The sequence below is a fragment of the Streptococcus merionis DSM 19192 genome, from assembly GCF_000380085.1.
Classification (GTDB): Bacteria; Bacillota; Bacilli; order Lactobacillales; family Streptococcaceae; genus Streptococcus; species Streptococcus merionis.
The window spans coordinates 56,512-78,433 of the sequence record NZ_KB904555.1; the positions used below are offsets into that span (position 1 = coordinate 56,512).

A 21,922-nucleotide genomic window follows, 5' to 3' on the forward strand; every position below is an offset into this window, starting at 1 on the left:
CATCATGCTACAACTCACCAACATTCACAAGGCCTTTCAAAATAAATCAGTCTTGCAAGGGTGTGACTATAACTTTGAAGCAGGTAAGATAACGGGGATTCTGGGGCGAAATGGGGCTGGGAAAACGACACTCTTCAACATTCTCAATCATGAGATTGAGGCCGATCAAGGCCAAGTGGTCTGGACTGCGGACGGTAGGAGCAGACCGCTAGCGGTTTCTGACGTTGCCATGGTTTTTGCAGAAAATTATCTACCGGATTTCCTGACAGGCTACGAGTTTGTTCAGTTCTTCCTGGACTTACATGGTACAGCCGACAGTCTGTCACCTGACGAGTATTTGGATATGGTTGAGATTGGTCAGGAAGATCGTCACCACATTATCAAGAGCTATTCTAGTGGGATGCAAAGCAAACTCTCTATCCTCACCGTTTTTATCATGCAGCCACCGATTATCTTGCTTGATGAACCGCTGACCTCAGTTGATGTGGTTATTGGCATTCAACTGAAAAAATTGCTCAAAACCTTGAAAAAAGGTCGAGTCATTTTGCTCTCAACACATATCTTGCAGCTGGCCACAGACCTTTGTGATGAGGTTGTTCTCCTACGCGATGGAAAGTTGTATGACCTCCAGTTAGATGCTCATGATCCAAGTTTTGAAGCCAAATTGTTAGAGGAATTGCAAGGTAGGCCTGCCCATGACTAATGCTAAACTATTTCGTTTTCTCTGGAATCTCAAAATCGCCCAGTCCTATAACATGGTTATCTATTGGTTGCAAAAGATTCCTTGGTTAGGAAATCTCATTAGTGGTCGTGCTTACCGTGGTCAGTCTGCTAAGATAGTCTTGCGATTTTTGGGAATCATTCGTTACGTTCTCACGCCCTTTTTCAATAGTTTCCTTTATCTGTTGGTATTATCAGGAGTTTCTGTTGTTCTAGAAAAATTAGACTATGCTATCCTAGATAAGGTTCAGAACTTCTGGCTCTTGCTTTTGGTCTTTAGTCTCTTCATAGGCTCTGCTATAAAAGCAAGCCTGATTAATAATGATAAGGACAGTATCCTTGCGGTTAAGATTTTTCGTTTGACAGCACGTCACTATTATCTATTTCAGTTGCTGATTTTAGAAACGCTTTACTTAGTCAGCTTCTCTTTTGGCTTAATGTGGTTTTGCCATTTCATGGGTGAGCCGCTGACTAAGGCTTGGTGTTTTACCCTCTTAACTCTAGGTGTCCGAGTGCTGCTCCGATATGCTATATTGCATCTTTACCAGTTGGACAAGACTGAGCCAGCCAAGCGTCCTGTTGCAGTGATGATTACTATCTCAGGCTTTGCTCCTATACTGGGAGTGCTTCTCTTCTTGATCGGCTATACCCAGCCCTTAGCTTGGATAACGAGCCAAGGCGCTGGACTGCTGGGATTTTTCCTGATACTAGTCAGTAGCTATCTCTTGTGGCGTACGCCTTTGATTGACAAAATAGCTGAGCGACTACTCCTGATTACAGAGCTCAAGACTACGGATCAAGAAGCAGTTGCGACAGCTGATTTGCAAGTCAAGGAGGCTGACTATGATTTGTCTTCCTTAGCTGATAGAGCAGTTTCCCATCGGACGACAACTGGTATCACCTATCTTAATCAGATTTTTTACGATCGTGTAGGTCCGCATTTGAAAAAGAAAATGCAGATTAGGAAAACGATCATCAGCGTTTTGATGGTAGCAGGAGTAGGGCTGACCCTTTGGGCAGTGAATTTTGCTGACCTTGATAAACCAGGAACATTTACAGAGCTTTTGCCTTATGTTTTTCCTTTTAGTCTGGCGGTCAGCTATCTGCTTTACTCAGGAGAAACCTTTACGCGTTTTTGCTTTTACCATTTGGATCGCAAGTTGCTTAAATACCCCTTTTACCGGCAGCCTGAGCAGGTGTTAACGGCCCTGAAAATCCGCTTTGTCAAGGTGATACGATTGCATCTGCCTTTGCTTGGGATTGTGTTAGCTGGACTAGCAGTCATATACATCATTGCAGGTGGGCGGTCGTTGCTCGATTTGGCACTCTTGTCGGGACTAGAAACGGTGCTGATGCTCTTTTTCAGTCTACACCACCTGATTCTCTATTACCTGATTCAGCCCTTTACCGAGTCGCTCAAGACCAAGAGTTTTACCTACCAAGCTATCAACGGGCTGGTTTACTGGCTATCTTTCCATTTTTATCGTATCTATGAGGATACGCCACTTAGTTTTTTCTGGGGTTCTCTCATTATTATGGGGCTTTACGTCCCTATTGGCCTTTGGGCTGTCATGCGATTTGCCCCAAAACGTTTCCGCCTCAGGCAGTGAAAGGAGTCTCTATGCGTGATAATCATCTTCACACTAATTTTTCTTACGACGCGACAGCGAATTTCTCTGAGTATTTGGAACACTATTCTGGTGAGATTGTAACGACCGAGCATTTAGATCTCTCAAACCCTTATCCAGACCCTTCGCATCTGATGGATGATGTCCCTGATTATGAGCGTTATTGTCGAGAAATAGCAGAGCTGGAAGCTATCTATGGCTCTCGCATCAAGCGCGGGATTGAGATCGGCTATTATGCCCCTCGGGAAGCCGACTTACTGGCCTACTTGGCAGATAAGGACTATGATTTGAAACTTCTCTCTGTTCACCACAATGGTCAATACGATTACCTAGACCCTTACATGAAAGCTCAGCCAGCTCACAGTGTTATTCCAGCCTATTTAGACCAGCTTGAGACCGCCATTGGGCGGGTCGAGGCAGATGTTCTAGCTCATTTTGATTATGGCTTTCGTGTTTTTGAGCTGACTGTTGAAGATTTGCAAGTCTATGAAGCGCAACTCCTCCGCATTTTTCAAAAGATGATCGATCACAAGCTAGCTTTTGAACTCAATAGCAAATCTATGTACCTCTATGGCCACGAACATCTCTACCGCTATGCGCTGACCCTGATTAGCAGTTTAGGTGGTAGTCGCATTTCGATTGGATCAGATGGCCATAAGTTAGAGCATTTTCGTTTAGCCTTTGACAAAATAGAAGCACTTTTGGAGGAATTTGGGATAGGAGAAGAAGCCATCCTAAAATAAAGTGCAATCTGGTATGCCTTTTCTGAAAGCAAGCTAGTTCACCCTCAATTTCCTCAGGCATAAGAATGTAAATGAGAGATTAGAAAAGGGAGCGAGACAGAAGCCGTGATTTCAATGAAATCGACTTCCGTCTCACTCCCTGCCTTACCGCCATTTTTCAACGTTTTTTTAACGGGCTTTATATCTTGGAATTGAACACGGGCTAAAAGCTCGGAAAAAAGATAAATCTTCCTAGAGTGTTTGCACTCTTCGTCAGATTTCCTGTTTTTCAGTCGCTTTTTACACGCCCTCATATCTTGGATTAAAATTCGATTTGAAGGTGTTTTGTGAGTTCGTTGTAGAAGACAGTTTGGGCGGTATGGAAGTACGGGATAACATAAAATCCAGCTAAGCCAAATGTCACAAGAACTAAGAGCCACCATCCGATAAAGCTAAATTGCAATAGGAAAAGTTGGAACTTATAGCCTTTCATCAGGTGTTTGCTTGCTGTGATACAGGCATTGGCTGATGTGTAGGAGCCATTTTCAATTTGGTCAAATAGGATAAATTCAGTTATGGCATAGCTGTAGGATTTGATAATCAGAGGAATCAAACCAAGTAACATGACAACAAATCCACCAAGCATCATCCAGCCTGCTATTTCAGAATAGGGGCTGATTCGGCCTTGACTGATATAGTCAAAAGCAATTAAAGTAGCACCCATTACAAAGCTAAAAAGTCCTAGGATAGCTGGTAGTGACCACAAAAGAAGATATAAGTTTTTTAGAAGAAAGGTGACGAATACTTTTCCAAAATGGTCTTCTGAAAAAGTTTTTAAGCTATCCTTGAAAGAGACTTCTGTTTTTCGATGACGAATGACTTCAAGCATCGTCCATAGAGCACCTAGCGTGATGAATGCCATAAGAATATTTAGGATCAGGTTAAAAATTTGGCCTGAAAAGAAGCTGACAGTCAAGGTGGAAGTGGAGGCTTCTAATGCCGCTGTTATCTCCTCAGGTGAAGTACCAAGTGACGCTGTTCGATCATTGAGAGTGTATTGGATAACAAATCTGAGGATCTGCACCAAAATAGGAATGAGAAATAAAAGGTATTTCCCTTTTAAGTTTGCTAAGGCCTCTCTGGCCTTTTCACGAATATCATAATTTTCCATAAAATCTCCTCCTAGAAATGAATTTTGAGAAACAGCACGACAGGAGAAACAAAAACTGATTTCCTGAGTCAAAGTTATCTTACTTGTGATACAGATTATTACTTTTGTTTCAAATGAATGAGCTCACTTAGACACGTCACCTAATAGCGGTTGCTTCCTTTAGCAGCCCAAATCCAGTGTCACTATAAACTTGTCTGAGACAATGCTGTTTTTACTCAAATATAGTTTCTATTATAGTAAAATTTACTTTTAAAGTAAATGCTTATCACCCAAGAATATGGTATAATCAAGTCTGAATATTAACTAGGACTGTTTTTCCTAGGAGGAGCAAACAAATGACAGATTCACCGATTCAATACCGATTGATCAAAAAAGAAAAGCACACAGGTGCGCGTCTTGGGGAAATTATCACTCCACATGGCACGTTTCCTACACCGATGTTTATGCCGGTAGGCACACAAGCGACGGTTAAAACCCAGTCACCTGAAGAACTCAAGCAGATGGGAGCTGGCATCATTCTGGCTAACACTTATCATCTTTGGCTGCGCCCTGGAGACGAATTAGTGGCTAAGGCAGGTGGCCTTCACACATTCATGAACTGGGATCAACCGATTCTAACCGATAGCGGTGGTTTTCAGGTTTATTCTCTGGCTGACAGTCGTAACATTACTGAGGAAGGAGTGACCTTTAAAAACCATCTCAACGGCTCGAAGATGTTCCTCTCACCAGAAAAGGCCATTGCCATTCAGAATAACCTAGGGTCAGACATCATGATGTCTTTTGACGAGTGTCCGCAGTTTTACCAACCCTATGATTATGTGAAAAACTCTATCGAGCGGACCAGCCGTTGGGCTGAGCGCGGGCTCAAGGCTCATCGTCGTCCCCATGACCAAGGGCTCTTTGGTATCGTTCAGGGAGCTGGTTTTGAAGATCTCCGCCGTCAATCGGCTCGAGACTTGGTCAGCATGGACTTTCCTGGCTACTCTATCGGTGGGCTAGCAGTTGGAGAGTCCCATGAGGAGATGAATGCTGTGCTAGACTTCACTACACAGCTCTTGCCGGAAAATAAACCACGCTACCTGATGGGAGTAGGAGCACCTGATTCTCTCATTGATGGGGTTATTCGCGGTGTAGATATGTTTGACTGTGTCCTGCCAACTCGAATTGCCCGCAATGGAACAACCATGACCAGTCGTGGTCGCTTGGTAGTCAAAAACGCTCAGTTTGCTGAGGATTTTGGCCCGCTTGATCCAGAGTGTGATTGCTATACCTGTCAAAATTACAGCCGTGCCTATCTTCGCCACCTGCTCAAGGCTGACGAGACCTTCGGCATTCGTTTAACCAGTTACCACAATCTCTATTTCCTAATAAACCTTATGAAAAATGTCCGTCAGGCCATCATGGATGACAATCTTCTTGAGTTTCGTCAGGATTTTATGGAAAAGTACGGTTATGGCAAAAACGGCCGTAATTTTTAAGAAATGCTTCTTGTTTGTAGTTACTGTATCTTAGAAAGGAAGGAAGCGGATGACTTCAGCTAAAAAAGCTCATTATGACTTACTTTTGGCTCAGCTAGAGGCTTTATTAGATGGGGAGACCAATGCCTTGGCCAATTTGTCCAATGCCTCAGCTCTTCTCAATCAAGCCTTACCTAATTCTGTCTTTACAGGTTTCTATCTTTTTGATGGGACTGAACTCATCTTGGGCCCTTTTCAAGGTGGCGTGTCTTGTGTCCATATTAGTCTGGGCAAGGGTGTCTGCGGGGAGGCTGCGCTTAAACGCCAAACCCTGATTGTTGATGACGTGACAAGGCATGAAAACTACATCGCCTGTGATTCAACAGCGATGAGCGAGATTGTAGTGCCCATGTTCAAGAACGATCGCTTATTGGGTGTTCTTGATTTGGATTCACGTCTTAAAGCGGATTATGATGCCATTGATCAGGAATATTTGGAGAAATTTGTCCATCTGCTGGTTCAGAAAACCGTCTGGGACTTTAGCCTGTTTGGATTGGGAGAAAGCATTTGATGTATCAAGCCCTTTATCGGAAATACCGTAGTCAGACATTTGAAGAAATGGTAGGTCAGGAAGTCGTCGCAACGACTCTGCGTCAGGCCGTGTCATCTGGAAAAATCAGTCACGCCTATCTCTTTTCTGGTCCTCGAGGAACAGGAAAAACCAGTGCTGCAAAAATTTTTGCTAAGGCCATGAATTGTCCAAATCAAAAAGACGGTGAACCCTGCAATGAGTGCTACATTTGCAAGAGTATCACAGATGGCAGCCTAGAAGATGTCATTGAGATTGATGCAGCCTCCAACAACGGGGTCGATGAAATTCGTGATATTCGGGACAAATCGACCTATGCTCCCAGTTTGGCTCAGCATAAGGTCTATATCATCGATGAAGTTCACATGCTGTCAACTGGTGCCTTCAATGCTCTGCTCAAGACTTTGGAAGAACCAACTGAGAATGTTGTCTTTATTCTAGCAACGACAGAGTTGCATAAGATTCCTGCGACAATTCTTTCCCGTGTTCAACGCTTTGAGTTCAAGGCCATTCAGACAGACTCCATCAAAAACCATTTGGCTCATGTCTTAGACAAGGAAACGGTCAGCTATGAAGACGACGCCCTAGCTATGATCGCCCGTCGGGCAGAAGGAGGCATGCGTGATGCCTTATCCATTTTGGATCAGGCACTCAGCTTATCGACAGACGCCACAGTAACACTAGCAACGGTCGAGGAAATCACAGGATCTATCAGTCTAAAAGCTCTTGACCAATACGTTTCAGCTATTATAGCTAGAAATACTCAGGAAGCGCTTAGCCAACTCCAAACGATCTTTACAGAGGGCAAGAGTATGAACCGGTTTGCGGTGGATCTCCTCATCTATCTTCGTGATATGCTGTTGGCCAAGTCAGGTTCTGATAAAGTCAGAGTTTCAGAGCTATTTTTAGAGAATTTGAACATGGATCAGGAGCAGATTTTTGCCTACATTGATACGGTTAATCAAGGGCTTCGAGAAATCAAGACCAGTGCACAACCGAAAATTTACGCAGAAGTCATGACCATTCGCTTGGCAGAAAGTTTCGTGGGGGATAGCAATAGCGTCTCTCCAACTCTTCTGACAGAAGTTGAAACTCTACAAAACCAAGTAAAAGCCCTACAGGAGCAATTAAAAACGGTCAAATCCAATCCCATGAGTCTTTCTCAACCGCAAGCTTCAAAGCCGACGCCTACGCCTAAGCGCGGTGGTTATCAGGTTGACCGTGGCAAGGTTAACCGCATTTTGGAAGAAGCCGTTGAGCACCCAACGCTTGCACGTGAAAACTTAACCCGTCTGCAAAATGCTTGGTCAGAAGTCATTGAACACTTATCTGGTGCTGATCGTGCCCTCCTCACAGGATCGCAACCCGTGGCTGCCAACGAAAACCATGCCATTTTAGCCTTTGAATCGCGTTTTAACGCGGAGCAGACCATGAAACGCGATAATCTCAATATCATGTTTGGCAATATTCTCAGTCAGGCGGCAGGATTTTCACCCGAAATTTTGGCAATTGCCCAGGAAGATTGGAAAGAAATCCGCGCCGAATTCTCAAGCAATCGTGGTAAAAAAAGTGAAGAGACCGCTGGCTTAAATACTAGCAGCCAGACGGAAGAGACAGAGGCTACAATAAGTGATATTCCTGAAAATTTTGCCTTTCTGGCTGATAGCATCGAAATAAAGGAAGACTAAAATGAAAATTCACTTGCGAAATGAGATTCAAATCGATGAAGAGATGGAAGTCATTTTCCAAGAGTTTGATGTTCAAGTTCAGGAAAAAAATGGGCAGACCTATCTTCTTTATCAAAATGATGAAAAAGAAAAGGTCGTTCTCAAGTTTGATGCAACAGAGCTGGTCATGACGCGATTCTCAGAGCCTAAGTCGATTATGCGTTTTGTCAAAGATCAGAAAGCCATTGTCAGCTTGCCAACACCAATGGGGATCCAGCAGTTTGTCACAGACACGCATCACTATCAGCTGGAGCTATCTCTTCAGCAGCTCAGTCTGCACTATCATCTTAGACCACTAGAGGGAAATCAGCTTTTTGCATCCTACAAAATGGTCATTGGATGGAAATAGAGTTTGAAAATTTATGTAAAAACACGAAAAAAAGATTTCTTGACTTGATTTTCCCTCTCAGAATGGTATAATATCTTTTATATCAAGGGAGTAGCGACGGCTCAGTCGAGTCGTGATTATGTCGTCAATCCGATTTTTTCCGGCATGATCTTAAACAGCGAGACTTGTTTTAACAAAACAGGTCTCTTTTCTTTTGGAAAAGAGGCTAGAAAAAGGAGAAGACTATTGTCAAAAGAACAATTGCGAGATAAGTTTTATACCTTATCCGAAGAAGAAGTCTTGTCAAAACTTGAAGCAACTCCACAAGGTTTGACAAGTGCCCAAGCGCAAGAGCGATTAGCTGCTTACGGCCGTAACGAATTGCAAGAAGATGAGAAACGCACAGTTTTCCAAAAATTCTTGGATCAGTTCAAGGATTTGATGATTATCATCCTCTTAGCGGCTGCTGGCCTTTCAGTGTTAACTGAGGGAGTACATGGCTTGACAGATGCCATTATTATCCTTCTAGTAGTTGTCCTCAACGCTGCTTTTGGTGTTTACCAAGAAGGGCAAGCAGAGGCAGCTATTGACGCACTCAAGTCCATGTCAAGCCCAAGTGCGCGCGTGTTGCGTGATGGCCATGCCAAGGAAATTGATTCAAAAGAGTTAGTTCCTGGGGACATTGTCATGTTGGAAGCTGGCGATGTTGTGCCAGCGGATATGCGTCTTTTGGAGGCTAATTCTCTTAAAATCGAAGAATCAGCCCTTACAGGTGAGTCTGTGCCAGTTGACAAAGACTTATCAGTAGAGCTTACGGAGGACGCTGGTATTGGGGATCGTCTGAACATGGGTTATCAGAACTCAAACGTTACCTATGGCCGTGGTCTTGGTGTGGTGACCAATACGGGTATGTTTACCGAAGTTGGTCATATTGCAAACATGTTGGCCAATGCTGATGAGTCTGATACACCGCTTAAACAAAACCTGAATCAGCTGTCTAAGGTCTTGACTTATGCTGTCTTGGTTATTGCTGCAATTACCTTTGTCGTATCGGTCTTTGTTCGTGGTGAAGCGCCTCTCAAATCCTTGATGACGGCGGTTGCCCTTGCGGTTGCAGCGATTCCAGAAGGTCTTCCTGCCGTAGTTACCATTGTCCTTTCAATGGGGACGCAGGTTCTTGCCAAACGGAACTCCATTATCCGTAAGTTACCAGCAGTAGAAACCCTTGGGTCAACTGAGATTATCGCATCTGATAAGACAGGTACACTGACCATGAACAAGATGACCGTTGAGAAAATCTACCAAAACGGTACTATGGCTGACGCTGCTGAGCCAATTTCTCATGACAGCAAGACCCTTCGCGTCATGAACTTTGCCAACGATACCAAGTTTGACCAAGAAGGCAAACTGATCGGTGATCCTACTGAAACAGCTTTGGTACAATTTGGTTGGGACAAGGATTTTGATGTCCGTAGTGCTCTTAAAGCTGAGCCCCGTGTGGCTGAGATCCCGTTTGACTCAGACCGTAAACTCATGTCTACCCTGCATCAAGAAGCAGATGGCCGCATTTTTGTTGCTGTTAAGGGAGCTCCTGATCAACTCCTGAAACGGATCACCCAGATTGACGTTGACGGTCAAGTTCGCCCGATTACCGATGCAGATCGTGAAGATATTTTAGCGACCAATAAGTCTCTTGCCAAACAAGCCCTTCGTGTCCTCATGATGGCCTATAAGTATGACTCAGCAGTTCCTATTGAATTGACCTCAGAAGTTGTTGAAAACGACCTTATTTTTGCAGGTTTAGTTGGGATGATTGACCCTGAGCGTCCAGAAGCTGCAGAAGCGGTGCGTGTCGCAAAAGAAGCTGGAATCCGTCCAATCATGATTACAGGGGATCACCAAGATACAGCTGAAGCAATTGCCAAACGTCTCGGTATCATTGATCCAAACGACACTGAAAACCATGTCTTTACAGGCGCTGAGCTTAACGAGCTGACTGATGAAGAATTCCAAAAGGTCTTCAAGCAATACTCCGTATACGCTCGCGTTTCTCCAGAGCATAAGGTTCGTATCGTCAAGGCTTGGCAAAATGAAGGTAAGGTTGTTGCCATGACCGGTGACGGGGTTAACGATGCGCCGTCCCTGAAGACAGCTGACATTGGTATCGGTATGGGGATTACTGGTACGGAAGTATCTAAAGGTGCTTCTGACATGGTTCTTGCCGATGACAACTTTGCAACGATTATCGTTGCTGTCGAAGAAGGACGCAAGGTCTTCTCTAATATCCAAAAAACAGTTCAATACTTGCTGTCAGCCAACACAGCAGAAGTCCTTTGTATCTTCCTGGCAACCCTCTTTGGTTGGGACGTGCTTGAGCCAGTCCATCTCTTATGGATTAACTTGGTAACAGATACCCTTCCAGCCATCGCGCTTGGTATGGAGCCAACAGAACCTGGTGTTATGAAACACAAACCTCGTGGACGGAATTCTAGTTTCTTCTCAGGTGGTGTACTGGGAGCCATTGCTTACCAAGGTATCTTCCAAGCGGCTTTGGTACTTGGCGTCTATGCTTATGCGATTGCCAATCCAGTTCATTCAACCTATAGTGAGATTCATGCTGATGCTCTTACGATGGCTTACGCGACTCTTGGTCTGATCCAATTAGTCCATGCCTTTAATGTTAAGTCCGTTTACCAATCCGTCTTTACGGTAGGACCATTCAAGAACAAGACCTTTAACTGGGCGATCATCGGCTCTCTTCTGCTCTTGATAGTGACATTGACCGTGCCATTCTTGGAAGAAGTGTTCCATGTGACACACCTTGATCTGTCACAATGGTTTGTTGTTGTAGCCGGAAGTTTTGCCATGTTTGCCCTCGTGGAAATTGTCAAATTCATCCAACGTATCCTTGGTCAGGACAAAAAAGCCATCTAAGGTGATGGATGATGATATACTAGTAGCAGTTGGTTCCCCAGCTGCTACTTTTAAAGATTGGAAGCTATTTTGATGAAAAATATTTTGCAGGAAAAACTATCTCAAAACCAGTCTACCTATAATCAGGCTGAATTAGCTTGGTGTTTGGAAAATATCGGACATTGGGATCCTGATATTCGAGATAATCTGGTTTATCTCAGTTTTTGTAAGATGTTAGATCAAGAGAGTCTATCAGTTGAGCAGTTTCAACTCTTGGGATACTGGTGTCGTGAGAAGCACACTCTTTTTGCTCAGCTTGATAAGCACGGTGAGGCGACCTTGAAGCGGTCTTTCACAGCTCTTCTACAAGTGCTCCTCCTTTGGGCAGATGCTAGAGAAGGTTCGATTTACAAAGGACAGTTGGACGACCAATCACGAGTGTATCTCTTGCAGTCTGCGCTGGATTATTTGCAAGTGGAAAAGGATGATACGGCCTTTCATTCTGAATACGGTTGGGTTCATGCCTTTGCTCATGGGGCAGATTTACTGGCAGAAGCGGTCGTGCATCCAGATTTTTCTATGGAAAATTTTCAGCAAGTCCTAGAAATTTTGGAATATCTTTTTAAAAATCGCTCTAGACGTTTTTTGGGTGATGAAGAGTTGCGCCTTGCAGCAGTAGTGACTAGACCTATTTTATCAGGAAAGGTAAAAATTGAACCAGTACTGGGATGGTTAGAGCAATTGAATTTACCTTTAGAGAGTGATCTAGATTATGACAGACGCCTCTCCTTCAGATTGTTTGCCCTGACGATTTACGTTGATCTTGACCAAGCTCAGAAATTAGACCAATCAGCCAAAGCAACGCTTTACAAATGGATTGCTCTCTAGTAGAGAATGAGAAAGAACCAAGAACAGAAAGATTTTAATGTGGAAATTTTTTATAGTAATCCTCACTAATTAAAACAGATACAAAAACGAACAAAGATTGATTATCAGAAATGGAAATCTAATCTTTGTTCGTTTTTTTGATATAGGTACAGGGCAAGAGTTTTTCGTAAGCGACATATCATTTGAACTACTGTACCATTCTTGACTCAATCAGCGATAGCTAGACTCTTATGAAGTGTTTGATGACTTTTAAATCATGAAATAAACGATGGCAATGTATTGCAAGACAGATGCGAGCAAGATAAAAAGGTGCCAAATCATGTGAGAATAAGGGCGTTTGCGAGAATAGAAGATGGCGCCAACGGTATAAGCAAGACCACCAAAGAGCATGAGAATGCTAAAAGCTGGTTGAGCTTTGTCCAGAACAGCAGGAATGACAAGGATAATCATCCAGCCCATAATCAGGTAAAGCGCCATGCTAAAGCGGGGGTTAATTTGTTTCGCAAAAATTTTGTAAAAAATCCCAAAGAGCGTGATCGCCCACTGAATTCCAATGATAGTATAGCCCAGCCAACCACCGATGAGGGAGAGAGCGACAGGTGTGTAAGAACCAGCAATAGCAATGTAAATCATACTATGGTCAATTAGCCTGCAAATATACTTTTGAGGGGTGTTGTAGCCCATAGCGTGATAAATCGTTGATGAAAGAAACATAAGAAAGAGACTGATGACAAAAATTGACATGCCCACAACAGCTTTTAAGTCATAGTGCTGGTAAGCGTAGGTCGCAGAAATCGGCAAGAGAACTAGCATGGCAAGGGAGCCGATAGCGTGGGTCACACTGTTAGCAACTTCCTCACCGAAGGTCAGTTGGCGGCTGAGTTTAGTCATGTTCATGGGTGGTGTCCTCCTGTGGCACTAATAAATCAAGTGTAGAGTAATAGAGTTTCAAGGTTGCGCAAGCACGTTCAACAACTTCTGGGATGTCAATGTTTTCTAGATTTTCTGCATTGAGACAAGATGTAAAAGCGTCAAAGAGACTTTCTTTGTCATGCTGCTCAGCAAGTGTCATCATTGTTTCTGTCAAGACTTGAATGTTGAAAACTTCTTTTAACAGCGAAATAGCGATGAGTTGTGCCAGCTGAGTTTTACCGTATTTTTTCTTGATTGGTTTCTTGACGTAGCCGTGTTTGACATAGTTATTGACCATGGAGGCGGTCAGGGGCTTTTGGTCACTGATATTGAAAAGCAGGCTAGTCGTGTCATTGACATAAAGCAATACCTGATCCAGATAGAGCTCAATTACGGGTAAATCAGACCAGTAGGGAAGTTTTTTCATTATAAACAATCCGTTCATCTAGTTTTTATAACTAGATTATATAACTTTGAAAATAAAAAAACAAGTCGGAACTTGCTTTTAATGAAAAATAGTCATAGACTGTCGAAATTCCTTGGCCAAATGCTCCCTGTAGAATGTTTGAAATTCTGGCAAATCTTTGATCGTGCGATAGCGCTTGGCAAGTTCATAAGTTGGACCGTCTACATAATGCGGATATAGTTTCAGAAAGTCTTGGACCATCTGCCATTCTCGTTTGTAACCCAGAGGCCTAGCTTGGTAATGAATTCCATCAATGATTTCATCGTGTTTATGATGTAAATGGCCAAAAACAACGTTTTTGATACCGTATTTGAGAAAGACCTTGTGAAATTTCGGACTGCCTAGAAAGGCACTGAAGCGTGCAAAGTAAGGATGAACTGGGATAAAAGAGGCATGTGGGACGAAGTGCATAGCTACAATAGTGGACGGCTGCGCGTGCTGCAATAAATCCTCAAGTTTCTGTAGGCTCTGTTCTGCCAACTCGATATCCGTGTAGCCACGGTCTAGTTTACGGTCAAACCAGTAAAAGTTCTTGCTAGCCAGATGTTCAGACTCCGTCTTAGAGGTATTAAAACCGTAATCATACCAGCCAGCTAGGTGAACCAAGGATTTGCTCTCAAGGTCAATCACTTGACCGTCCATGGTCTGAATAGCCCTCTCTGTCATTCCAAGCATATCGTGGTTTCCAAGGTTATAGGACAGCGAGATGTCCTGCGACAGGGCATCAAGAAACGGTCTCGTGATTTGCCTAAAGTCATTAGAAAGATCACCAGCTATGTGGAGATGAGCTATCTTTTCAGTCTTCAGGACAGATACTAAAGTCTCTAATTCAAAATTTCCAAAATGATTCACATCAATGTGCAAATCACTCATAATCGCTAATTTGGTCATAAGGGTATTATATCAGAAAACATGTTAGTGATAAAGTCGGGAAACAAGGCTTCCAACGTCATGTGGCTTGTTTAATATTGATGAGTTTTAGTAGCTTTAGAGCGCCTATAATCATAGAAAATCTCACTAGCACCATGGCCAGATAGATTGTCAATGCTTTAAAATTCTTGATTGCTATATTGAAATATTGCATTTGAATTTCTTTTTTTGACATGATAAAATGATAGTAATACAAAGGGAGAGCTCGCATGAAAAAATCCCCACATGGTTTTAGTTTAGACAAACAGGCTACTTATTTTTTGTGCGGTTATTGCTCTTTATTGCCTATTTTCTAGCGCTTATTCAAAACTAAATAAAGCAGGTTATGGGATCGTTTTTGTTTATTTGAGAGGACTCAGTATGCTGTCATAGCATAGTTCTCTTTTTTATTTTCCTCTTTTAACTATGATGGGTATTTTGAAGATAGCCTTGTAGACGATGGTCTTTATTTCAATAGACGATTCACTCAGTGGCCAAAATGGAAAAACATCTCATCTAGCTCTTATGTAAGATATAAAACAAGATATAAAAAATCTAGAGAACTATTAAAAGACTTTTCGGAAAAGGTAAGTATTGGGACAGGCAGAGTAAAATCTGTCGGTCTCTTTTTTTTTATGATAACAAGTTTCAAAAAAGGGGTTGTTAGATAACGCTAAGTGATGTATAATATAAAATACCGACGGTATCGTCGGTAATGGGAAGGTGGAAGAAAAATGTGTGCAGCTAAAAGATTGAGCGAAGCCGAAAGAAAAAAAGAGATTGTGGATTCGGCGGCCAAGGTTATCATGGAAAAAGGCTTTGAAAAGACAACCATGGAAGAAATTATTGCTGGAACAACTTTATCTAAGGGTGGAGTTTACCACTATTATGGCAGTGTGCTTGAAATTTTTAAGGACATTATGATTTTTGGTATTGAATATAGAAACAAAATTATCAAAGATCATATGGGGACAGATAATCAATTTGTAAGTGATGAGCTTATGGCAAAGGAGTTGGTGGATAAAATGCTTGACGATAATCCGTATATGCCTCTTTATATTGAGTTTTTAATTGCTAACAAAAGAAATCCTGAATTTAAAGGACTTATGGTGGAGTTACAGGAACAGTCAAAAGAAAGCTGTAAGATAATTTTTGAAGGTGCTCCGAACCGGTTATTTAATCTCGATACCTTTCAATTTGTAACAGACTTTATTAATGCAATAATTCTTGGTTCTGATGTTCTTGAAGCTAGAGAAAACTTCAAGAAAAATAGAAATCTATTAGAACAAATGCTTATTTTAATATTTAAAAATGGAAAGGAGTTAAAAAATGAAGGTTTATAAAAAATTATTTTCCTATGTACCAAATGAAAAGCCAATCGGATATTTGTCAATTATTATATCAGGCATTTCAGCTTTTTTTATGGTATATGGCTACTATTATATATATAAGTTTTTCAACGATATTGTGGTAAGTGGCAATTTTGAACATGCGAGTATACATTCTATAAGAATCGTTAGTTATCTAACATTAAGTGCTGTTCTTTATCTTTTGTCAGGGCTAGTATCACATAAACTTGCTTTTAGATTAGAGACCAATTTAAGAAAAAAAGGAATTGATGGATTAACGGACGCAAGTTTCCGCTTCTTTGATTTAAATTCATCTGGGCTTATAAGAAAAACAATAGATGATAATGCAGTGAATACACACATGGCAGTTGCTCATATGTTACCTGATAATACACAGGCATTTTTAGTTCCAATTTTTGCCCTCATATTAGCATTTGCTATTAGTTTACGAGTGGGTGTTGTTATTATTACCCTAAGCATTGTAAGCGGTCTTATTTTAAAAGGCATGATGGGAAATGGCGAGTTTATGAAATTATACCAAGATTCTCTCGGAAAACTCAGTAGTGAAACTGTTGAGTACGTAAGAGGTATGCAGGTAGTAAAAATATTTGGAAATAAGATTAAAACTTTTAAAGCGCTTCATGAAGCGATTATGAATTATTCAAAATATGCCTATAACTATTCGATTTCTTGTAAAAAACCTTATGTTACATATCAGCTTATATTTTTAGGCTTGATTGCAATTATCACAATTCCGTTAAGTTTCTTTTTAGGCGATTTAAGCGAACCTAAAGTGGTTGCGGTAGAACTCATTATGATTTTCTTTTTAAGCGGTGTTATGATGGTGGCTTTTATGAAAATTATGTGGGCAGGTCAAAATATATTTTCGGCAAATTATGCAGTAGATAACTTGGAAAATCTTTATAAGAAAATGCAAGAAAATAAGCTTTCGTATGGAAAAAGAGAAAAATTTGAAAATTCAAAAATTGAATTTGATAATGTGAGCTTTTCTTATGGTGAGAACAAGGTATTAGAAAATTTATCTTTCGCTTTGCCGGAGAAAAAAACATATGCATTAGTTGGTCATTCTGGTTCAGGTAAATCGACAATTGCTAAACTTCTATCTGGATTTTACAAAGTGGATGGTGGAACGATTAAAATAGGTGGTTATCCATTGGAGGAATATACAAAAGAAGCAATTATTAAAAATATCTCTTTTGTTTTTCAAGATAGTAAATTATTCAAAAAGACCATTTATGAAAATGTTGCATTGGCAGATGAAAAGGCAAGCAGAGAAGAAGTGATGCAGGCGATGAGTCTTGCTGGTTGTGATGAAATTATTTCTAAGTTTAGGAATAGAGAAAATACAATTATAGGTACAAAAGGAGTATATCTATCAGGTGGCGAAAAACAAAGGATTGCAATTGCAAGAGCAATTCTTAAAAAATCGTCGATTGTCATTATGGATGAGGCAAGTGCATCTATTGATGCTGATAATGAATATGAACTTCAAAAAGCATTCAAAAATCTCATGAAGGATAAAACTGTCATTATGATTGCTCATAGAATAACGAGCATTACTAATGTTGACGAAATACTTGTCTTAGAAAATGGAAAAATTATGGAAAGAGGCAATAATAAAACGTTAAGGGAGAAACAAGGCTTATACAGTAGACTTGTTAGCCTATATGAAACTGCTAATGATTGGAGGGTGTCAAATGAAGAATTATTATAAGAAGCGTTATTCTTTGTCTGAGCAAGGTGCAAAGAATTTAACAAAAGCTACTTATTGTTGCTTTTTGACCTATGTCATTAATGTGGCACCTATGCTTATTTTAATGGCACTTTCAAATCAACTTATTTTAGGAAATGTGACAGGTATTTGGCAATATATCAGTGTTGCTGTGATAACACTAGGGGTTATGTATGTTCTTTTATCAAATGAGTATGTAAGTCTATATAATGCGACCTACAAAGAATCAGCTGATTTAAGAAAGGGAATAGCAGAAAATTTAGCAGATCTTCCGATTGCGTACTTTTCTAAACATAATCTATCGGATTTATCACAGGCAATTATGTCTGATGTGGAAAGAATCGAACATGCTATGAGCCATTCTATTCCAAAAGTTGTGGGAATGCTGATATTTTTCCCATTAATGGGGGTAATGATGGTAATAGGAAATTGGAAGCTAGGACTTGCAGCTATTATACCAACATTGATTAGTTTTGCTTTTATACCCTTAGCAAGGAGGCGAAAAGAAAAAGCTTATGATAGATATTTCCATATTTTGAGAGATAATTCCGATTTGTTTCAGGAAACCATTGAATTACAACAGGAAATAAGTAGTTTTAATCAGTCTAAGAAGGTCAAAAATGGTTTATATAAAAGAATGGAAGAAAGTGAAAAAATTCATTTCAACATAGAGCTTGGCTCAATGCTGGATTTAGGGGTATCTTCACTTTTCTCATATATAAGCGTTGCTGTAGTTATAGCAGTAGGCATTAACTTGCTCATTCATGGAGAAATTAGCTTATTATATTTAATTGGATACATCATTGGAACCATCAAGGTAAAAGAACTTTTTGATATTTCGAAAGAAGGAATGATTGAAATGTTTTATATTGAGCCTGCAGTAAGACGTATAAAGGAAATGAAGAATTCACCTATTCAAGGTGGAGAAGATACAAGTTTTAGTCATTATAACATCGAATTTAAAAATGTAGCCTTTTCTTATGATGAAGATACAAAGGTTTTAAAGGATGTAAGCTTTACTGCTAAGCAAGGTGAGGTTACAGCTCTTGTTGGGGCGTCTGGATCAGGTAAAACATCTATCTTAAGACTTATATCAAGGCTTTATGACTATGATAAAGGAAGTATTTTAATAGATGGAAAAGATATTAAAAACATTTCTACGGATTCACTATTCAAAGATATTTCTATAGTATTTCAGGATGTTACCTTATTTAATACAAGTATTTTAGAAAATATTCGCCTTGGTAAAGAAACTGCAACGGATGAAGAAGTCAAAATGGCAGCAAAGCTTGCTAATTGTATGGACTTTATCGAAAAACTTCCTGAAGGTTTTAATACGCCAATTGGAGAAAATGGAGCGGAGCTTTCAGGTGGAGAAAGACAGAGATTATCCATTGCAAGAGCCTTCTTAAAGGATGCCCCAATATTGATCCTTGATGAAATTTCAGCTAGTCTTGATGTTGATAATGAAAAGAAAATTCAAGATAGCTTAAATATGCTAATCAAAGATAAAACTGTCATTATTATTTCCCATAGACTAAAATCCATTGAGAATATCGACAAGATTGTTGTTATTGATGATGGATTTGTTGAAAAAGAGGGAACACATGAAGAACTAAAAGAGACCTCAAAGGTATATAAAAACTTAATTCAAAAAACAAAATTAGCAGAAGAATTTAGCTATTAGGAGGAAGAAAATGAAAGAAAACAAACTAAAAATCAAAGATCTAGTTACTATAGGTGTATTTGCAGTTATTTACTTTATTGTGATGTTTGGAGTGGGAATGATAGGAATGGTTCCAATTCTATTCTTAGTATATCCAACCCTTCTTGGTATTGTAACGGGTACAATCGTTATGTTATTTATGGCAAAGGTACAAAAACCTTGGGCGTTATTTATACTAGGAGTACTTTCTCCATTATTAATGTTTGCTATGGGGCATACCTATATAATAGCCGTTCATGCTATTACCATAATGTTTATTGCAGAAATGATAAGAAGAGCAGGTGGCTACAAGTCTTTCAAGTACAATATGCTTGCTTTTGCGGTTTTTAATACATGGATTTGCGGATCGCTTATGCAAATGCTATGGGCAAAAGAAAAATATATTGAATTATCAATGATGATGGGTAAGGAATATGTAGATGCTTTAGAAAAGTTAATCACCTATCCACATATGGCGTTGGTTTACGCTGGTGCTATTGTTGGTGGAAGTATCGGAGCATATATTGGAAAGGCACTTCTTAAGAAACACTTTAAAAAAGCAGGTATTGTTTAATGTGGGCTGTGAATAACAATAGACTTAATCCTAATCCCATAACGAAATTTTTCGTTGTGGGATTGCTCGGTCTGACTGTTGTACATTCAATTCATCCTGTCTTGGAGTGGACAGTCATAATTATAATTTCCATTATGTATTTCATGAATGGATTAAAAAAAGATGCAGTAAAAAATATAGTTATGTTTGGCATCTTATTCCTTGCACCTACTTTTAAGATATTAGCTCAGTTACCATTTGTAATAAAGATGTTTTTTTCTTTAATTTTTGTGCTTCGTATGTTTTATATTCCATATATTGCAGGGAAATTTTTGATTAAAACATCAGATGTAGGGAGTATTATTTCATCTATGGATATTTTAAAAATGCCGAGTGCTATATCTATACCTGTTGCGGTTATGTTTCGTTTTTTCCCATCTTTTGTGGAAGAAAAGAATAGTATCAAAATGGCAATGAAAATAAGGGGAATAGAGACAAAAAATCCTTTGAAATACTTAGAGTATGTAGCTGTACCTCTTTTAATTATTTCGTCAAATATTGCAGATGATATATCAAAAGCAGCAGAAACAAAATGTATTGCCAATCCTATAAAGAAGACAAGATATATTAGAGTAGGTGTTGGTGTAATTGATTTTCTTTACGCTCTAATGATGACAGCAATAGTTGTAGGAGGGTGGTTATGCTTGAAATAAAGAATCTTTCCTTATTCTATGGGGAAAACAACAAGGTTTTAGATGATATTTCTCTTACTGCTCAAGAGGGAGAATGTATTTTACTTACTGGTGAAAGTGGAAGTGGAAAATCTTCCATTATTAATTCAATCAACGGTTTGGCTCTTGCCTTTGAAAATGCAAGTAGCAAAGGAAGCATCAAGGTAAACAATAAAGAAATAAAAGACTTGGAGCTGTATGAAATATCTTTAGTAATAGCCAGTGTTTTTCAAAATCCAAAAACTCATTTTTTTAATGTTAATACAACACTTGAACTCTTGTTTTACTTAGAGAATATAGGAGTGTCAAAAGAAGAGATGGATGCTCGTATGGAAGAAATGTTAAAGATTTTTCCTATAGAGCATTTACTGGGACGAAGTATTTTTGAATTATCCGGTGGAGAAAAGCAAATTTTATGTGTGGCGTCTTGCTATATTTCAGGTTGTAAAATTATAGTTCTTGATGAGCCATCATCAAACTTAGACGATAAACATATTGAAGTTCTTACAGATATGCTTAAAATTCTAAAAGATAAAAATGTAACACTTATACTTGCAGAACATAGAATTTACTACTTAATGGATTTAATAGATCGTGTTTATTTGATTCAACAAGGAAAAATAAATCAAACTTTTAGTAAAGAAGAATTTTTGTCTTTGTCAAGCAAGTATTTGATTAAATATGGACTTCGTTCAAGACAAAAGACACCTTTAACGAAAAGTCAAAGACCAACGGGTAAGGATTTCATGATTAAAACGATGAAGATTGATTTTGAAGATAAATGTGAACTAAGGCTTGATAATGTATCTTTTAATTTGGGCAAAATTTATGGCATTGTTGGAAGAAATGGATGTGGGAAATCAACTTTTTTACGTGTAATGACAGGGTTAAATAAAAAAGATAAAAGTGAAATTGTTTTTAAAGGCCAAAAGCTAAGCAAAAAAGAAAGAACAAAAAACTCTAGCTTAGTTATGCAAGATGTAAATCATCAGCTTTTTACAGAATCTGTTGAGGAAGAATTAAAATTAGGCGTTAGGGATTTAAGCAAGGAGAAAACAGATAGAGTTCTTTTAGGGCTTGGACTGAATGAATTAAAGGATAGGCATCCTATGAGCTTATCAGGTGGACAAAAACAAAGAGTGGCAATCGCTTCTGTTTTGTGCAAAAATTCCAACTTCGTGTACTTTGATGAGCCAACAAGTGGAATGGACTATAACAATATGCTAAAGATTGCAACGCTGATTAAAGAAATGAGTAATGAAGAAAACATCATATTCATTGTATCTCATGACACTGAATTCCTAAATGAGGTAGCGGATGCAGTCCTTAATTTAGAGGACTTTAAAGCAATGGATAATACTAATAATCATTACACTAATATTCAAATGAAATAAAAAGAAA

The 21,922-nt window shown here is 39.6% G+C and carries 19 protein-coding genes; 15 read left to right on the plus strand and 4 right to left on the minus strand.

Going from position 1 to position 21,922, the window contains the following annotated elements; all coding sequences use genetic code 11:
* Nucleotide 1: 1 nt before the first annotated feature.
* The 3 genes from A3I5_RS0107350 to A3I5_RS0107360 are packed head-to-tail and all read left to right on the plus strand — an operon-like array spanning nucleotide 2 to nucleotide 3,091.
* Entirely contained in the window at nucleotides 2–703 is a 702-nt protein-coding gene (locus A3I5_RS0107350; RefSeq protein ID WP_026216985.1) for an ATP-binding cassette domain-containing protein, read from the plus strand.
* Entirely contained in the window at nucleotides 696–2,330 is a 1,635-nt protein-coding gene (locus A3I5_RS0107355; protein ID WP_018373958.1) for a hypothetical protein, read from the plus strand. Before A3I5_RS0107350 ends, A3I5_RS0107355 begins: the two co-directional genes overlap by 8 nt.
* Nucleotides 2,331–2,341: 11 nt before the next feature.
* Nucleotides 2,342–3,091: a PHP domain-containing protein gene (locus tag A3I5_RS0107360; protein ID WP_018373959.1), complete on the plus strand. Its 750-nt coding sequence runs from the start codon at nucleotides 2,342–2,344 to the stop codon at nucleotides 3,089–3,091.
* A 301-nt stretch (nucleotides 3,092–3,392) separates the two neighbouring features.
* On the opposite strand, the gene A3I5_RS0107365 is transcribed toward A3I5_RS0107360, so the two are convergent.
* A complete protein-coding gene (locus A3I5_RS0107365) occupies nucleotides 3,393–4,241 on the minus strand; it encodes a DUF975 family protein (RefSeq protein WP_018373960.1) in 849 nt (282 codons plus the stop codon).
* A gap of 335 nt (nucleotides 4,242–4,576) precedes the next feature.
* Between A3I5_RS0107365 and tgt the strand changes: the two genes are divergently transcribed.
* The 6 genes from tgt (at nucleotide 4,577) to A3I5_RS11805 (ending at nucleotide 12,143) form a co-directional block, all read left to right on the plus strand.
* Complete coding sequence (gene tgt / locus A3I5_RS0107370) at nucleotides 4,577–5,719, plus strand: tRNA guanosine(34) transglycosylase Tgt (protein WP_018373961.1); 1,143 nt, start codon at nucleotides 4,577–4,579, stop codon at nucleotides 5,717–5,719.
* A 49-nt stretch (nucleotides 5,720–5,768) separates the two neighbouring features.
* A complete protein-coding gene (locus A3I5_RS0107375; RefSeq protein WP_018373962.1) occupies nucleotides 5,769–6,269 on the plus strand; it encodes a GAF domain-containing protein in 501 nt (166 codons plus the stop codon).
* Nucleotides 6,269–7,975: a DNA polymerase III subunit gamma/tau gene (gene dnaX, locus A3I5_RS0107380; protein ID WP_018373963.1), complete on the plus strand. Its 1,707-nt coding sequence runs from the start codon at nucleotides 6,269–6,271 to the stop codon at nucleotides 7,973–7,975. Before A3I5_RS0107375 ends, dnaX begins: the two co-directional genes overlap by 1 nt.
* Nucleotide 7,976: 1 nt before the next feature.
* On the plus strand, nucleotides 7,977–8,363 hold the full coding sequence (locus A3I5_RS0107385) for a YwiB family protein (RefSeq protein ID WP_018373964.1): 387 nt from the start codon (nucleotides 7,977–7,979) through the stop codon (nucleotides 8,361–8,363).
* Nucleotides 8,364–8,588: 225 nt separating this feature from the next.
* Nucleotides 8,589–11,276 (plus strand): cation-translocating P-type ATPase, encoded by a 2,688-nt coding sequence (locus A3I5_RS0107390; RefSeq protein WP_018373965.1) that lies wholly within the window; start codon nucleotides 8,589–8,591, stop codon nucleotides 11,274–11,276.
* Between the two features lie 72 nt (nucleotides 11,277–11,348).
* Complete coding sequence (locus A3I5_RS11805) at nucleotides 11,349–12,143, plus strand: DUF2785 domain-containing protein (RefSeq protein WP_018373966.1); 795 nt, start codon at nucleotides 11,349–11,351, stop codon at nucleotides 12,141–12,143.
* A gap of 249 nt (nucleotides 12,144–12,392) precedes the next feature.
* Here the strand turns inward: A3I5_RS11805 and trhA are convergent, their stop codons facing one another.
* From trhA to A3I5_RS0107410, 3 genes are read right to left on the minus strand one after another with little or no spacing between them, the layout of a single operon-like run.
* Nucleotides 12,393–13,040, minus strand: a complete 648-nt coding sequence (gene trhA, locus A3I5_RS0107400) for a PAQR family membrane homeostasis protein TrhA (RefSeq protein WP_018373967.1) — start codon at nucleotides 13,038–13,040, stop codon at nucleotides 12,393–12,395.
* Entirely contained in the window at nucleotides 13,027–13,500 is a 474-nt protein-coding gene (locus A3I5_RS0107405) for a DUF1836 domain-containing protein (RefSeq protein ID WP_231869681.1), read from the minus strand. Before A3I5_RS0107405 ends, trhA begins: the two co-directional genes overlap by 14 nt.
* Before the next feature lie 60 nt (nucleotides 13,501–13,560).
* Entirely contained in the window at nucleotides 13,561–14,412 is an 852-nt protein-coding gene (locus A3I5_RS0107410) for a metallophosphoesterase (protein ID WP_018373969.1), read from the minus strand.
* 752 nt (nucleotides 14,413–15,164) lie between these two features.
* Between A3I5_RS0107410 and A3I5_RS0107420 the strand changes: the two genes are divergently transcribed.
* Genes A3I5_RS0107420 through A3I5_RS0107445 form a run of 6 tightly spaced genes read left to right on the plus strand, consistent with a single transcriptional unit; the run spans nucleotide 15,165 to nucleotide 21,915 of the window.
* Complete coding sequence (locus A3I5_RS0107420; RefSeq protein WP_018373971.1) at nucleotides 15,165–15,773, plus strand: TetR/AcrR family transcriptional regulator; 609 nt, start codon at nucleotides 15,165–15,167, stop codon at nucleotides 15,771–15,773.
* Entirely contained in the window at nucleotides 15,760–17,514 is a 1,755-nt protein-coding gene (locus tag A3I5_RS0107425) for an ABC transporter ATP-binding protein (protein ID WP_018373972.1), read from the plus strand. The genes A3I5_RS0107420 and A3I5_RS0107425 overlap by 14 nt, the downstream gene beginning before the upstream one ends.
* Nucleotides 17,498–19,219 carry an ABC transporter ATP-binding protein gene (locus A3I5_RS0107430; protein WP_018373973.1) on the plus strand — a complete coding sequence of 574 codons (1,722 nt, stop codon included), beginning with the start codon at nucleotides 17,498–17,500 and terminating at the stop codon, nucleotides 19,217–19,219. The genes A3I5_RS0107425 and A3I5_RS0107430 overlap by 17 nt, the downstream gene beginning before the upstream one ends.
* A gap of 10 nt (nucleotides 19,220–19,229) precedes the next feature.
* Nucleotides 19,230–19,811 carry an MptD family putative ECF transporter S component gene (locus A3I5_RS0107435; RefSeq protein WP_018373974.1) on the plus strand — a complete coding sequence of 194 codons (582 nt, stop codon included), beginning with the start codon at nucleotides 19,230–19,232 and terminating at the stop codon, nucleotides 19,809–19,811.
* Complete coding sequence (locus tag A3I5_RS0107440) at nucleotides 19,811–20,503, plus strand: energy-coupling factor transporter transmembrane component T (protein ID WP_018373975.1); 693 nt, start codon at nucleotides 19,811–19,813, stop codon at nucleotides 20,501–20,503. The genes A3I5_RS0107435 and A3I5_RS0107440 overlap by 1 nt, the downstream gene beginning before the upstream one ends.
* The gene (locus A3I5_RS0107445; protein ID WP_018373976.1) at nucleotides 20,491–21,915 is read left to right on the plus strand and encodes an ABC transporter ATP-binding protein; all 1,425 of its coding nucleotides are present in this window, start codon (nucleotides 20,491–20,493) and stop codon (nucleotides 21,913–21,915) included. The genes A3I5_RS0107440 and A3I5_RS0107445 overlap by 13 nt, the downstream gene beginning before the upstream one ends.
* The last annotated feature ends 7 nt before the right edge of the window (nucleotides 21,916–21,922 follow it).

Bases quoted from the DNA above. Each gene is read 5' to 3' on its own strand.
- A3I5_RS0107355 (WP_018373958.1), top strand. From the start codon at position 696: ATGACTAATGCTAAACTATTTCGTTTTCTCTGGAATCTCAAAATCGCC.
- A3I5_RS0107360 (WP_018373959.1), top strand. From the start codon at position 2,342: ATGCGTGATAATCATCTTCACACTAATTTTTCTTACGACGCGACAGCG.
- A3I5_RS0107365 (WP_018373960.1), bottom strand. From the start codon at position 4,241: ATGGAAAATTATGATATTCGTGAAAAGGCCAGAGAGGCCTTAGCAAAC.
- tgt (WP_018373961.1), top strand. From the start codon at position 4,577: ATGACAGATTCACCGATTCAATACCGATTGATCAAAAAAGAAAAGCAC.
- A3I5_RS0107375 (WP_018373962.1), top strand. From the start codon at position 5,769: ATGACTTCAGCTAAAAAAGCTCATTATGACTTACTTTTGGCTCAGCTA.
- dnaX (WP_018373963.1), top strand. From the start codon at position 6,269: ATGTATCAAGCCCTTTATCGGAAATACCGTAGTCAGACATTTGAAGAA.
- A3I5_RS0107385 (WP_018373964.1), top strand. From the start codon at position 7,977: ATGAAAATTCACTTGCGAAATGAGATTCAAATCGATGAAGAGATGGAA.
- A3I5_RS11805 (WP_018373966.1), top strand. From the start codon at position 11,349: ATGAAAAATATTTTGCAGGAAAAACTATCTCAAAACCAGTCTACCTAT.
- trhA (WP_018373967.1), bottom strand. From the start codon at position 13,040: ATGAACATGACTAAACTCAGCCGCCAACTGACCTTCGGTGAGGAAGTT.
- A3I5_RS0107405 (WP_231869681.1), bottom strand. From the start codon at position 13,500: ATGAACGGATTGTTTATAATGAAAAAACTTCCCTACTGGTCTGATTTA.
- A3I5_RS0107410 (WP_018373969.1), bottom strand. From the start codon at position 14,412: ATGACCAAATTAGCGATTATGAGTGATTTGCACATTGATGTGAATCAT.
- A3I5_RS0107420 (WP_018373971.1), top strand. From the start codon at position 15,165: ATGTGTGCAGCTAAAAGATTGAGCGAAGCCGAAAGAAAAAAAGAGATT.
- A3I5_RS0107425 (WP_018373972.1), top strand. From the start codon at position 15,760: ATGAAGGTTTATAAAAAATTATTTTCCTATGTACCAAATGAAAAGCCA.
- A3I5_RS0107430 (WP_018373973.1), top strand. From the start codon at position 17,498: ATGAAGAATTATTATAAGAAGCGTTATTCTTTGTCTGAGCAAGGTGCA.
- A3I5_RS0107435 (WP_018373974.1), top strand. From the start codon at position 19,230: ATGAAAGAAAACAAACTAAAAATCAAAGATCTAGTTACTATAGGTGTA.
- A3I5_RS0107440 (WP_018373975.1), top strand. From the start codon at position 19,811: ATGTGGGCTGTGAATAACAATAGACTTAATCCTAATCCCATAACGAAA.
- A3I5_RS0107445 (WP_018373976.1), top strand. From the start codon at position 20,491: ATGCTTGAAATAAAGAATCTTTCCTTATTCTATGGGGAAAACAACAAG.